The following is a 13,290-nucleotide window of genomic DNA, read 5'->3' as shown; positions in this document are numbered from 1 at the left end:
GCCTCCCGGGACGGTTGTGGAGGGTGATAGGTCCGATTTAACGAACCGTTGCCTGCGCGAGTGACAACGCACGCCGGGCAGCTGGTTCGGCCGCTGTCCTGTCCTCGAGCACCAGGCCGATCCGGGTACGCCGGTCGAGCAGGTCGTCGACGTCGTGCGCGCCCTCGTGGGTGACTCCGAAGACCAGCTCCGCGAGCGTGATCGGGACGGCGGCGGCCACCGGCGCGAGCAGCTCTTCGTCGGGGAGCCCGGAGGTCTGTCGGGCGTTCTCGAGCACAAGGGCGGCGTCGGTGCCGAACCGACGCACCAGCCGCGGTGCGGGCGACCCCGCCGCCACGTGCGCGAGCTCGGACCGCCGCGCGGCTCCGGCGAGGGGGAGCTGCGCGGTGATGCAGCGACGCGCGTCGAGACCCGCACGCGCGGTCGCGGTGTCGACGGCGTCCTGTGCCATCCGGCGGTACGTCGTGAGCTTGCCGCCGACCACGGTCACCACGCCGTCGGCCGAGGTCAGGACCGCATGTCGCCGCGACAGGTCGGCGGTGCGGCCGTCGGCCCGCAGGAGGGGGCGCAGTCCGGCGTACGACCCGACGACGTCGGCGCGGGTGATCGGCCGGGCGAGGGCGGCCGACGTGGTGGCGACCAGGAAGTCGAGCTCCTCCTCGCTGGGCACCGGTACGTCAGGAGGCTCGCCTTCGACGGGCACGTCGGTCAGACCGACGTACACGGGCCCGTCCTGCTGGGGCACCACGTTGAGGAACCGGTTGCGCTCGCCGGGGACGGGCAGGGTCAGCGCGACCTGGAGACCCGGCAAGGCCGACCGGCGGAGCACCAGGTGGGTACCCCGGCTGGGCCGGAGGTCGACGTGGTCGACCAGCCCGCCGGCCCAGACTCCGGCGGCGTTGACCACCGCCCGGGCGGACACCTGGTGATCGGTCCCGGTCAGCTCGTCCCGCAGCACGGCTCCTCTGCCCTCGACCTCGACCGCGCGGGCGTGCGTGCGCACCTCGGCGCCGAGCGCCGCGGCGGTGCGGGCGACCGTGACCACCAGGCGCGCGTCGTCCTCGAGCTGGCCGTCCCAGGAGAGGATGCCGCCACGCAGGCCGTCACCGAGGACCGGTGCGAGGTGGCGGCTCTCCGTCGCGGAGACCCGGCGCGGTCGCGGCAGGGTCTCGGAGGACGTGCGGGCGGCGACCCGAAGCAGGTCGCCGGCGCGGATGCCCGTACTCAGGAACGCGGCCCGGCGACGGCTCGTCGACGCGTCGAGCGGAAGCAGCATCGGCAGCGCGTGCGTCAGGTGAGGGGCGGTGACCTCCATCAGGATCCCGCGCTCGACGGCACTCTCGTACGCCACGCCGACCTGGCCGTTGGCGAGGTAGCGCAGGCCGCCGTGGACCAGCTTGCTCGACCAGCGCGACGTACCGAAGGCGAGGTCGTGGGCGTCCACCGCCAGCACGGACAGCCCTCGGGAGACGGCGTCGAGGGCGCATCCGACCCCCGTGATGCCGAGCCCGACGACGAGCACGTCGACCTCCGACTGCGCCTGCGCCAGTCCCGCGCGGATGCGCAGCTCGGTCACGGGTGGGCCACCATGCTCCGGACCAGGTGCCCGAGCTCCCGGTCGAGGTCGTCCTCGCCGACCGCGTCGTCGACCATCGTGTGGGCGCTCAGCACGAAGCCGTGGGAGGCGAGCAGCAGGGCACGAGCCATCGCCACGGGGTCGCCGTCGCGTACGCTGCCGTCGCCCTGGCCCTCGCGGATCCGTCCGGCGGTGAGCTCGGCGATGGCCTCCTGGCTGCGGCCGCGCCGGGTCAGCAGGTAGGGGAGCAGGAGCTCGGGGTCGAGCTCGACGATCCGGACGAACAGCTCGTTGTCGCGGAGCGCCGCGGTCGTCGCGACCACCTCGGCCACGATCCGGTCCGCGGCCGTGGCGCCCGGGCCCAGCTGGGCGTCGGCCTCCGCCACCACCCGGGTGACGACCTCGCCCCACTCGCGGGTCATCAGGTCGCCGAGCACCGCGGGCATGTCGGGCCAGGCGCGGTAGATCGTCATCCGGCTGACCCCCGCTCGCCGTGCCACCTCGGTGAGCGTCGTACGCCGCCAGCCGACGTCGAGGATGCAGGCCCGGGCGGCGTCGAGGTAGGCGGACTGCGGATCGCCCATGTGACGACGTGACGTCATATGTCACACTGTAACGTATGCCGATCGAGATGCACCCGACCCGGTGGGGCGACCCGGCCCGCGCCTCCGCGCTTCCCGAGGCCACGCGCGGCCTGGTCGAGCTGGTCTTCCCGGTGATCGACCGGACCGTCGGCGACGACGAGGCGGTGGCGATACCGACGTCCCGGCTTCCCGACGAGGTCGTCGCGGAGCTCTACGGGATCGTGGGTGCCCGGCACGTGCTGACCGACGACGCCTCGCGGCGGCTCCGCACCCGTGGCAAGTCCACGCCGGACCTGCTCCGCGCCCGGGCCGGTGACCTCTCCGACGCGCCCGACGCCGTCGTCCGGCCGGGGAGCCACGACGAGGTGCAGGCCCTGCTCGGCGTCGCGGCCCGGCACAGGGTCGCCGTGGTCCCCTTCGGCGGCGGCACCTCGGTGGTCGGCGGGCTCGTCGCCCGCCGGGATGGGTACGCCGGGGTGATCTGCCTCGACCTGCTGCGGATGGACAGGCTGCTCGACGTCGACCCGGTGTCGATGACCGCGACCCTGGAGCCGGGGGTGCGCGGACCGCAGGCCGAGGCCCTGCTCGCCGAGCACGGACTCACGCTCGGCCACTTCCCCCAGTCCTTCGAGCACGCCTCGATCGGTGGGTTCGCCGCCACCCGTTCGAGCGGCCAGTCGTCGGCCGGCTACGGCCGGTTCGACGCGATGGTCGTCGGCCTCGTGGTCGCGACGCCCGCGGGAACGGTCCGGCTGGGGCATGCGCCGGCCAGCGCCGCGGGGCCCGACCTGCGCCAGGTCTTCCTCGGGTCGGAGGGGGCGTACGGCGTGATCACCGCGGTCGCCGTCCGGGTCCGTGCGCTGCCAGGAGAGCGGCGCTACGAGGGGTGGCACTGGCCGTCGTTCGACGCCGGGGTGGAGGCGATGCGGACGCTTGCCCAGTCGCAGCTGCTGCCGTCGGTGCTGCGCCTCTCCGACGAGAACGAGACGGCCCTCGACCTGGCACATCCGGACTCGATCGGCAGCGCCGGCGACGGGCCGAGCGGCGGCTGCCTGATGATCGTCGGCCACGAGGGGACAGCCGCCACGGTGTCTGCCCGGCGGACCGCGGTCTCGGCCGTGCTGGCCGGCCTGGGAGGGACGTCGGTCGGGGAGGAGCCGGGCAGGAGGTGGGCCGCCGGCCGGTTCGACGCGCCGTACCTCCGCGACTCGATGCTCGACCTCGGCGTGCTGGTCGAGACGCTGGAGACCGCGGCGCACTGGTCCCGGCTGCGGAGCACCTACGACGTGGTGTCGGCCGCCTTGAAGGCGTCGCTGGGCGAGCCGGCGATGGTGCTGTGCCACGTGTCGCACGTCTACGAGACCGGCGCCTCGCTGTACTTCACCGTCGCCGCGCCCGAGGGTGACGACCCGCTCGGACGCTGGACGGCCGCGAAGCGTGCCGCGACGCAGGCGATCGTCGGTGTCGACGCCACCATCACCCATCACCATGCGGTGGGCACCGACCACCGGCCGTGGCTGGAGGACGAGATCGGCGCCCTGGGCGTGGAGGTGCTGCGCGCCGTCAAGCACGCGGTCGACCCGCAGGGCATCCTCAACCCCGGCGTGCTGGTCCCCTGATCAGCCGTCCCGGGCGAAGGACCACACCAGCAGCTGGGTGGGCACGGCCGCGGTCAGGGTGATCTCGTGCTCCCCGGTGATCTCGAACGCGTCGCCGGCGGACAGTGGCTCGGCAAGGCTCGAGCGGGCCAGCGCGCCGGTCACCACGAACACGTGCCGCAGGAGTGCCTCGGGCACCGTGACGGTCGCGCCCGCGGGCAGGGCGCCGATCCGAAGAGCGGCGCCGGCGACGCCGAGGTCCGACTCGTCGGCCGCCACGACGAGGTCGTCGCCGCTCAGGTCGGGTGTCGTCGTACGGCGCGTCACCTCGCCGCCGGCGACGTCCGGACGCAGCCACGCCTGCATGAAGCGGGTGGCTCCGCCGGCCGCCCTCTCGCTGTGGGCGAGCCCGCTGCCGGCCCGGGTGATCGCGAGCTCGCCCGCCGGCTGGACCGTGCCCCCGTTCGCGTCCTCGTGCGCCAGCGCCCCCGAGACGACCCAGGTGACCAGGACGATGTCGGCGTGCTCGTGGGGGTCGTATCCCGCCCCGGCGGCGAGGAGATCGTCGTTCAGGGCGACCAATGGTCCGAACGAGACGCGCTCGGGATCGTAGGACGATCCGAACGAGAACGAGTGACGCGTCTGACGTCCCGGCTCGCGGGTCAGGAACCGATCCATTCCTCTTCGAACCACTACGGTCACGGACACAATGATCCCCGTGGCTCACCCTCTGCTCCCGCCGGGCTTCCGCTTCGGCGCCAGCACCGCGTCGTACCAGATCGAGGGGGCTGCCACGGAGGACGGCAAGGGCCCGAGCATCTGGGACACGTTCAGCCACCTGCCCGGCAAGATCGCGGACGGGTCCACCGGCGACGTGGCGTGCGACCACTACCACCGCCTCGACGAGGACCTCGACCTCATGCAGCGGCTCGGGCTGGGCGGCTACCGCTTCTCGATCTCCTGGCCGCGGGTCATGCCGAGCGGCTCCGGTCATCCGAACGGCCCCGGCCTCGACTTCTACGAGCGTCTCGTCGACGGGCTCCTCGAGCGCGACATCCAGCCGATGGCGACGCTCTACCACTGGGACCTGCCGCAGGAGCTCGAGGACGCCGGCGGCTGGCTCAACCGCGACACCGTCGAGCGGTTCGCGGAGTACGCCGCGCTGGTCGGCGAGCGACTGTCGGACCGCGTGGAGCACTGGATCCCGGTCAACGAGCCGAACGTCGTGACGATGATGGGCTACGGCAACGGCATCCATGCGCCGGGCAAGGCGCTGATGTTCGACGCGCTGCCGGTGGCCCACCACCTGCTGCTCGCCCACGGACGCGCCGCCATCGCGCTGCGTGCGGTGGGTGCCTCGAGCATCGGCTGCGCCAACAACCACGCACCGATGTGGCCGGCCAGCGAGGACGAGGCCGACGTCGGCGCCTCCAAGCTGTTCGACGCGCTGTGGAACGGGATGTTCTCCGAGCCCATGCTCTTCGGTCGCTACCCGATCGACCTCGCGCCGTTGGTCCGGCGAGTGATCAAGGCCGGCGACATGGCCACGATCCGACAGCCCTTGGACTTCTACGGCGTCAACTATTACAACCCGATGCGCATCGCCGCCGCCGACGAGGACGCGCCGATGCCGTTCGAACCTCTGGAGATCGTCGGCTACCCGACCACCGACTTCGGCTGGCCGGTGGTCCCCGACGCGCTCCGCGAGTGGCTGATCACGCTGCGCGCCCGCTACCGAGCGGCACTGCCGCCGATCATCATCACCGAGTCGGGTTGCTCGTACGGCGCGGCGCCCGGCCCGGACGGTGTCGTCGACGACCAGGCGCGCATCGACTACCTCGACGCCCACCTGCGCGCCGTCGCCGTCGCCGTCCGGGCCGGGGTCGACGTCCGCGGCTACTACACCTGGTCGCTGATGGACAACTTCGAGTGGGCCGAGGGGTACACCCAGCGGTTCGGGTTGGTGTACGTCGACTACGACACGCAGGCGCGCATCCCGAAGAAGTCGTTCGACTGGTACGCCGAGACGATCAAGGCCCAGCCTCCGGACAACTGAAGCGAGCAGCCGCGCGTGAGGAACGAACGCGCGGCGTGGGTGAGCGCAGGTTGCCCTTCGAGACGCCTCGTCGCTCGGCTCCTCAGGAACCGCGGGCCCCCGGCTGGGCCTGCCAAGCCGTGCAAGGCGAGTCGAAGCCAGGGACAGGCCGAGCCGACAAACTGGCCCACAGACGACAGATCTCCGGTCGTCCGGGCGTCGTTTGTGGGCCAGTTTGTCTTCCGCCTCCGGCCGAGCCCTCCCAGCCGGCCCAGTCCTAGCGGCGGCCGAGTGCCCGCGCCGCCCAGCCCGCGGAGCGCCAGGTGTCGAGGTCCAGGACGTTGCGCCCGTCGAAGATCCGTGGTCGGGCCACGACTCCGTCGAGGTCGGCCGGGCCGATCTCGCGGAACTCCGGCCACTCGGTCAGGTGGAGCACCAGGTCCGCGTCGCGGCACGCCTCGACCGCGGAGTCGGCGTACGACAGCGTGGGGAAGCCCTGTCGGGCGCTGGCGTTGGCCCGGGGGTCGTAGACCCGGACCTCGGCGCCGCGCAGGTGGAGCTGGCCGCTCACCCACAGCGCCGGGGAGTCGCGGACGTCGTCGCTGTCCGGCTTGAACGCCGCGCCCCAGACCGCGATGCGGGTGCCGCGGAGGTCGCCGCCGACCATCGCGGTGGCGATGTGGACGACGCGTTCGCGCTGACGCTGGTTCACGTCGTCGATGTGGCGCAGGAAGGTCATCGCGTCCTCCACGCCGAGCTCGCCGGCGCGGTGGACGAAGGCCCGGATGTCCTTGGGGAGGCAGCCGCCGCCGAAGCCGATGCCGGCGTTGAGGAAGCGGCGGCCGATGCGGGCGTCGTACCCGATGGAGTCGGCCAGGTCGACCACGTCGGCACCGGTGGCCTCACAGACCTCGGCCATCGCGTTGATGAACGAGATCTTGGTGGCCAGGAACGCGTTCGCGGCGACCTTCACCAGCTCGGCCGTCGCGTAGTCGGTGACCACCATCGGCGTGCCGTCCTCGAGCACCGGTGCGTAGAAGTCACGGAGGAGCTTCTCGGCCCGGCCGTCCTGGATGCCGACCACGATCCGGTCGGGGTGCTGGGTGTCGTGGACCGCGAACCCCTCGCGCAGGAACTCCGGGTTCCACGCGAGCAGCGCATCCGAGCCGGCCGGTGCGTGCGCGGCGAGGACGCGGGCCATCCGCTCGGCCGTCCCGACCGGGACGGTCGACTTGCCCACGACCAGGGCCGGACGATCCAGGTACGGCGCCAGGCCCGCGATCGCGCTCTCCACCTGGCTCACGTCGGCGGCCAGGCTCTCGGCCTGCTGCGGTGTTCCCACGCAGACGAAGTGCAGGTCTCCGAACGCCGCGACCTCGGCGTAGGAGTCGGTGAAGCGCACCCGTCCCGCCTCGACGTTGCGCTCGAGCATCTCGGCCAGGTGCGGCTCGTAGATCATGACCCGGCCCTGCGACAGCGCCTCGCGCTTGACCGGGTCGATCTCCATGCCCAGCACCTCGTGACCGAGGTCGGCCATCGCGGCGGCATGGGTGGCCCCGAGGTACCCACATCCGATGACGGTGATCCGCATGGGCGAAGTCTAGAGAGCGCCCCGGTCAGCGAAACGCGGTCGCGACAAGCGTCCAACGCGGGCACTTGCGGCATATACCCCTAGGGGGTATAACTGTCGCCATGACCGAGAGCTGGCGGATGGCGATCACGGCGACCCGGCACTGCCTCACCGGCTGTGCCATCGGAGAGATCACCGGCATGGTGCTGAGCACCTGGTGGGGCTGGGGCAACACCGCGAACATCGTGCTGTCGATCTCCCTGGCGTTCCTCTTCGGCTACCTGCTCACCTACACCGGCGTGCGCCGGATGGGCGCGGACAACCGCACCGCCGTCCAGGCGGCCCTCGCCAGCGACACCGTCTCGATCCTCACCATGGAGATCGTCGACACGCTCATCCTGCTGGTGGTGCCCGGAGCGATGGACGCCACTCTCACCACCACGCTCTTCTGGTGGTCGTTGGCCGTGGCGCTCGCCGTGGCCTTCGTCGCCGCGGTGCCCGTCAACCACTGGCTGATGGAGCGCGGAAAGGGGCACGCGGTCGTGCACAAGTTCCACCAGGAGCACGCTCACCATCACTAGGGCCGCGACTGGCTAGCATTCCCGCCATGCGTACGCCCCGAACGGCTGCCGTCCTCGTGCCACTGATGCTCCTCGCGCTCGGGTGCGCGCCGCAGAACAGCTCGACGGCCACCGACACCAGTGCCAGCTCCGGCGCCAACCAGACCCCGGCCGACTGCGCCCAGGGCAAGACCATGAAGGACGGCGTCCTCACCGTCGGAACCGACTCCCCCGCCTACGACCCGTGGTTCAGCCACAACGACCCGACCAACGGCAAGGGATTCGAGTCCGCCGTCGCCTACGCGGTGGCCAAGCAGCTCGGCTTCGACCACAGCCAGGTGACGTGGACCAAGGTTCCCTTCAACACGTCGTACGCCCCCGGGCCCAAGCACTTCGACTTCGACATCAACCAGATCTCGATCACCCCGGCACGAGCGAAGGTCGTCGACTTCTCCGACGGCTACTACAACGCCGCGCAGGCGGTCATCGCCGTCCAAGGCAGCCCCGCTGCCGACGCGTCGAGCCTGGCGGACCTGAAGCAGTACAAGATCGGTGCGCAGACCGGTACGACGTCTCTCACCGCGATCCGCGACGAGATCCAGCCGACGAGCGACGCTGTGGTCTTCAAGAACACCAACGACGCCAAGACCGCGCTCGCCAACGGCCAGGTCGACGCCATCGTCACCGACCTGCCGACCGCGTTCTATCTGGCCGCCGTCGAGATCCAGCACGGCACGATCGTCGGCCAGTTCCAGCCCAGTGCGGGCCAGCAGGAGCAGTTCGGCATGCTGTTCGAGAAGGGCAACCCGCTGGTCGCCTGCGTGAACCGGGGCCTCGCCGCGTTGAAGTCCTCGGGGCAGCTCGCGGCGATCGAGAAGAAGTGGCTCTCGGACACGGTCGACGTCCCCGTCCTGCAGTGACGACCTCCGCGGGCACCTGGGAACCCAGCCCCCGCGAGCGCGAGCGACGGGCGCTGCGTCGGGAGCGCTCACGCCGGGACGTGCTGGTCGCCACGGTGGCCGCGGTGGTGCTGCTCGGCGGCCTCCTGGCGGCACTGCTGCTGTCGCCGGGCTGGCCGACCGTGCGGTCGTCGTTCCTCAGCTGGCCGGACGCGAAGGCCGCGTTCCCGTCGGTGATCAAGGGCTTCTTGAAGTACAACGTGGTCGGCTTCCTGATCGCCGAGCCGGTGATCCTGCTGATCGGCGCGTCCGTGGCGGTGGTCCGCAGCAGCACGTCGGCCGCGATGTTCTCGGTGCGGGTGCTGGCGGTCGTCTACACCGACGTGTTCCGGGGGCTTCCCACCTTCTTGGTGGTGATCGTGTTCGGTCTCGCGATCCCCGGGCTGCGGCTGCAGGGCGTCACGACCAACACCTTCTGGCTGGGCCTCGCCGCTCTGTGCCTGTGCTACGGCGCCTACGTTGCGGAGGTCTTCCGCGCCGGGATCGAGTCGATCCACCCGTCCCAGGTGGCGAGCGCCGACACCCTCGGCCTGACCCGCTGGCAGGCCATGTGGTACGTCGTGCTGCCGCAGGCCACCCGCCGGGTCACCCCTCCTCTGCTGAACGACTTCATCTCCCTGCAGAAGGACACCGCGCTGCTCTCGGCGATCTTCGTGTTCGACGGGCTGTTCGCGGCCCAAGACTATGCGGCCTACCACTTCAACTACACGCCGATCACGGTCGTCGGCGTGCTCTACCTGCTCCTCACCATCCCGCTGACCCGGTTCACGGACGTCATGCTGCGGCGGGCGCTGCGACGTCAGTTCGCAGGAGCGCGATGAACGCGCAGTCCGACGGGTGCCTGCTCCAGGTGACCGACCTTCGCAAGACGTACGGCGACAAGGTGGTGCTCGCCGACGTCGACCTGAGCGTGCGGGCGCACGACGTGATCTGCCTGATCGGCTCGTCCGGCTCCGGCAAGTCCACCCTGCTGCGCTGCGTGAACCTCCTGGAGGACATCGACGACGGCGTGATCGTGTTCGAGGGGTCGGAGATCTCTGACCCGCGCGTCGACCGTCGGGCCGTCCGTAGCCGGATGGGGATGGTCTTCCAGTCCTACAACCTGTTCCCGCACCTGACCGTGCTCGACAACTGCACGCTCGCGACGCGGCGCGTGCACGGCGTACCCAAGAACGAGGCCGAGCAGCGGGCGCACGACCTGCTGTCCCGTTTCGGGCTTGCGGATCAAGCCGAGAAGCATCCCGACCGGATGTCGGGCGGGCAGCAGCAGCGCGCCGCGCTGGTGCGGGCGCTGTGCACCCGGCCTACGCTGCTGCTCCTCGACGAGATCACGGCCGCGCTCGACCCGGAGCTGGTGGGGGAGGTGCTGACGATCGTCCGGGAGCTGGCGGAACAGGGCACCACGATGATCCTGGCCACCCACGAGATGGCGTTCGCCCGCGACATCGCGACCACCGTCTGCTTCCTCGACGAGGGCCGGATCCTCGAGCAGGGACCGCCGGCCGAGATCTTCAGAAACCCCCGCGAGGACCGGACCCGCCGCTTCCTCGCCCGCGTCCTCGGATAGTACGGATCACGCGGCCGACCACGGCGCCGTCCGGACCGGCCGGGTGATCCGTACTATCCGTCGGGGCCTGGGCACGGGACGGGTTGAGAGGATCAGCACATGACCGTCGAGCTCGGCCAGGGCACCGGACCGCTGCGCGGCGTGAAGGTCGTGGAGCTGGCCGGGATCGGGCCGGGTCCGCACGCCTGCATGATCCTGGCCGATCTGGGTGCCGACGTGATCCGGGTCGACCGTCCGGGTGGCCAGCCGCTCACCGGGGGCGGGCACGACCTGCTCAACCGCGGGCGACCCAGCGTCGCGCTCGACCTCAAGCACCCCGACGGCGTCGCGACCGTGCTCGACCTCGTCGAGACCGCCGACGTGCTGGTCGAGGGGCTTCGTCCCGGTACGACGGAGCGGCTCGGCCTCGGCCCCGACGACTGCCTGGCCCGCAACCCGCGTCTGGTCTACGGCCGGATGACCGGCTGGGGCCAGACCGGGCCGCTGGCGCGGACGGCCGGCCACGACCTCGGCTACATCGCCATCACCGGCGCGCTCTTCGGGCTCGGCCAGGACAAGCGCCGGCCGCACTTCCCGGCCAACCTGGTCGGCGACTTCGGCGGCGGCTCGACGTACCTCGTGATCGGGATCCTCGCGGCCCTGCTCGAGTCCCACGCCTCCGGCGAGGGACAGGTGGTCGACGCCGCGATCGTCGACGGCACCGCTCACCTCAACACGATGGCCACGGCCTTCCTGGCAGGCGGGCTGCTCCGGGAGGAGCGGGCGAGCAACCTCCTCGACGGCGGCGCACCGTTCTACGACCTCTACGAGACCGCCGACGGGAGACATCTCGCGGTCGGCGCCCTCGAGCCGCAGTTCTACGACGCGCTGGTGGCAGGCCTCGGGATCGCCGAGGCCGCCCCCGACCGTGACGACCCCGCGAACCACCCCGAGCTGCGCCGGCTGATCGCCGATGCCGTGCGGAGCCGCACCCAGGCCGAGTGGGTGCAGGTGTTCGACGGCACCGACGCCTGCGTCGCCCCCGTGCTGCCGATGACGGAGGCGTTCCACCACCCGCACCTGGCGGCGCGCGAGACCTTCGTGGAGCGGGACGGCGCCACCCAGCCCGCACCGGCGCCTCGCTTCTCGCGCACCCCGTCCACGCTGACGACACCGCCACCGGCGAAGGCCGGGCAGGACACGCGCGAAGCACTGATGGCGTGGGGCATCGCCGACGTGGACACCCTGATCGCCTCGGGGGCGGCGGTGCAGGCGCGGTGACCGACCACGTCGACGTCCTCATCATCGGCGCCGGCCTCTCCGGCATCGGCGCGGCGGCGCACCTGACCCGCGAGCTCCCGCGCACGTCGTACGTCGTGCTCGAGGCGCGGGAGGTCAGCGGCGGCACCTGGGACCTGTTCCGCTATCCCGGCGTCCGCTCCGACTCGGACATGTTCACGATGGGTTACCGCTTCCGGCCGTGGCGGCACGAGGAGGCGCTGGGGTCGGGGGAGCGGATCCTCGAGTACCTGCGCGACACCGCCCGGGAGTACGACGTCGAGCGGCGCATCCGCTACTCCCACCGCGTGATCCGGGTGTCGTGGGACTCCGACACCTCGCTGTGGACCGTCGAGGCCGACCACCACGGCGAGGCGGTGACCTACACCGCCGGTCTGGTCTGGTCGTGTCGCGGCTACTACGACTACGAGCGCGGCCACGAGCCGGAGTTCGCCGGAGCGGAGGAGTTCGCGGGCGAGATCGTGCATCCGCAGCACTGGCCGGACGACCTGGACTGGACCGGCCGCGACGTCGTGGTCATCGGCAGCGGCGCGACGGCGGTGACGCTGGTGCCGGCGATGGCCGAGGATGCCGCGCACGTGACGATGCTGCAGCGATCGCCGTCGTACATCCTGAGCCTGCCGCGACGCGACCCCTTCGCGGTGCGTGCCCGCCGCTGGCTGCCGGCCGGGCTGGCGCATCGGGTCGTCCGCTGGAAGAGCATCCTCGTCACGGCGGTGTTCTACCGGCTCTCGCGACGCCGTCCCGAGACCGTCCGGCGGATGGTGCGCAAGCAGAACGTCGCACTGCTCCCGGAGGGGTACGACGTCGAGACCCACTTCACACCGCGTTACGACCCGTGGGACCAGCGGATGTGCTTCGTACCGAACGCCGACCTCTTCACGTCCCTACGCAGCGGCGACGCCGAAGTGGTGACCTCGACGATCGAGCGTTTCGACGCCGACGGAGTCGTGCTGACCGGCGGTCGGCACCTGCACGCCGACGTGATCGTGACCGCGACCGGGCTGACGCTCTCGCCGTTCGGCGGGATCGAGCTGGAGGTGGACGGCGAGAAGGTCGACCCGGCCTCGCTGATGACCTACCGGGCGCTGATGCTCGGCGGCGTCCCGAACTTCGTGTTCACCATCGGCTACACGAACGCCTCGTGGACGCTCAAGGTGGGCCTCGTCTGCGAGTACCTCGTGCGGCTGCTCGAGCACATGGGTCGGCACGGCTACGCCGTGGTCGAGCCGCGGCTGCCGGAAGGCGGGATGGCGACCCGTCCCCTGCTCGACTTCGGCGCCGGGTACGTCCGGCGTGCCCTCGACCGGTTGCCCAAGCAGGGCCCGCGGGTGCCGTGGGTGACCTCGACCGCCTACGGGGACGACGTGCGCCTGCTGCGCCGCGGGCCCGTCGCGGATCGGCACCTCGTGTTCACGGCACGAGCGCCGCGGGCACCGGTCGCCGCGGAGGCGGCGGCCGGCCGCTGAGGAGGTGCCCGAGCCGCCGGCTTCTCGGCGGGTTGGAGCTCGCCGAGTCTTGGTGGAGTGTCCGCTCCGAAGTCGCTGGGGTGCTGCTGGGTCC

At 71.5% G+C, this 13,290-nt stretch carries 12 protein-coding genes; 8 read left to right on the top strand and 4 right to left on the bottom strand.

The genetic code is table 11. From position 1 onward, the window contains the following. Window positions 1-37: 37 nt before the first annotated feature. Together VGK78_RS08320 and VGK78_RS08315 are read right to left on the bottom strand one after the other, a co-directional pair. Window positions 38-1,576 carry a glycerol-3-phosphate dehydrogenase/oxidase gene (locus VGK78_RS08320; RefSeq protein ID WP_331527137.1) on the bottom strand — a complete coding sequence of 513 codons (1,539 nt, stop codon included), beginning with the start codon at window positions 1,574-1,576 and terminating at the stop codon, window positions 38-40. Then, window positions 1,573-2,178 (bottom strand): helix-turn-helix domain-containing protein, encoded by a 606-nt coding sequence (locus VGK78_RS08315; protein WP_331527136.1) that lies wholly within the window; start codon window positions 2,176-2,178, stop codon window positions 1,573-1,575. The genes VGK78_RS08320 and VGK78_RS08315 overlap by 4 nt, the downstream gene beginning before the upstream one ends. Before the next feature lie 17 nt (window positions 2,179-2,195). On the opposite strand from VGK78_RS08315, the gene VGK78_RS08310 reads away from it, so the two are divergent. After that, window positions 2,196-3,779, top strand: a complete 1,584-nt coding sequence (locus VGK78_RS08310; protein ID WP_331527135.1) for an FAD-binding oxidoreductase — start codon at window positions 2,196-2,198, stop codon at window positions 3,777-3,779. Here the strand turns inward: VGK78_RS08310 and VGK78_RS08305 are convergent, their stop codons facing one another. Next, window positions 3,780-4,436 carry a pirin family protein gene (locus VGK78_RS08305; RefSeq protein WP_331527134.1) on the bottom strand — a complete coding sequence of 219 codons (657 nt, stop codon included), beginning with the start codon at window positions 4,434-4,436 and terminating at the stop codon, window positions 3,780-3,782. A gap of 40 nt (window positions 4,437-4,476) precedes the next feature. Between VGK78_RS08305 and VGK78_RS08300 the strand changes: the two genes are divergently transcribed. Beyond that, window positions 4,477-5,814 carry a GH1 family beta-glucosidase gene (locus VGK78_RS08300; protein ID WP_331527133.1) on the top strand — a complete coding sequence of 446 codons (1,338 nt, stop codon included), beginning with the start codon at window positions 4,477-4,479 and terminating at the stop codon, window positions 5,812-5,814. A gap of 256 nt (window positions 5,815-6,070) precedes the next feature. Here the strand turns inward: VGK78_RS08300 and VGK78_RS08295 are convergent, their stop codons facing one another. Next, complete coding sequence (locus tag VGK78_RS08295; protein WP_331527132.1) at window positions 6,071-7,384, bottom strand: UDP-glucose/GDP-mannose dehydrogenase family protein; 1,314 nt, start codon at window positions 7,382-7,384, stop codon at window positions 6,071-6,073. Between the two features lie 101 nt (window positions 7,385-7,485). On the opposite strand from VGK78_RS08295, the gene VGK78_RS08290 reads away from it, so the two are divergent. The 6 genes from VGK78_RS08290 (at window position 7,486) to VGK78_RS08265 (ending at window position 13,196) form a co-directional block, all read left to right on the top strand. Next, window positions 7,486-7,944, top strand: coding sequence for a DUF4396 domain-containing protein (locus VGK78_RS08290; protein WP_331527131.1), 459 nt, complete (start codon window positions 7,486-7,488; stop codon window positions 7,942-7,944). 26 nt (window positions 7,945-7,970) lie between these two features. Further along, the gene (locus VGK78_RS08285) at window positions 7,971-8,843 is read left to right on the top strand and encodes an ABC transporter substrate-binding protein (protein ID WP_331527130.1); all 873 of its coding nucleotides are present in this window, start codon (window positions 7,971-7,973) and stop codon (window positions 8,841-8,843) included. Next, window positions 8,840-9,703 carry an amino acid ABC transporter permease gene (locus tag VGK78_RS08280; protein WP_331527129.1) on the top strand — a complete coding sequence of 288 codons (864 nt, stop codon included), beginning with the start codon at window positions 8,840-8,842 and terminating at the stop codon, window positions 9,701-9,703. The genes VGK78_RS08285 and VGK78_RS08280 overlap by 4 nt, the downstream gene beginning before the upstream one ends. Then, window positions 9,700-10,449, top strand: a complete 750-nt coding sequence (locus tag VGK78_RS08275; protein ID WP_331527128.1) for an amino acid ABC transporter ATP-binding protein — start codon at window positions 9,700-9,702, stop codon at window positions 10,447-10,449. The genes VGK78_RS08280 and VGK78_RS08275 overlap by 4 nt, the downstream gene beginning before the upstream one ends. A 99-nt stretch (window positions 10,450-10,548) precedes the next feature. Then, window positions 10,549-11,709, top strand: coding sequence for a CaiB/BaiF CoA-transferase family protein (locus VGK78_RS08270; RefSeq protein ID WP_331527127.1), 1,161 nt, complete (start codon window positions 10,549-10,551; stop codon window positions 11,707-11,709). Further along, entirely contained in the window at window positions 11,706-13,196 is a 1,491-nt protein-coding gene (locus VGK78_RS08265; RefSeq protein WP_331527126.1) for an NAD(P)/FAD-dependent oxidoreductase, read from the top strand. Before VGK78_RS08270 ends, VGK78_RS08265 begins: the two co-directional genes overlap by 4 nt. The last annotated feature ends 94 nt before the right edge of the window (window positions 13,197-13,290 follow it).

The organism is Nocardioides sp., from assembly GCF_036503465.1.
Lineage (GTDB): Bacteria > Actinomycetota > Actinomycetes > Propionibacteriales > Nocardioidaceae > Nocardioides.
This window is presented reverse-complemented; position numbering and strand designations above follow the sequence as displayed.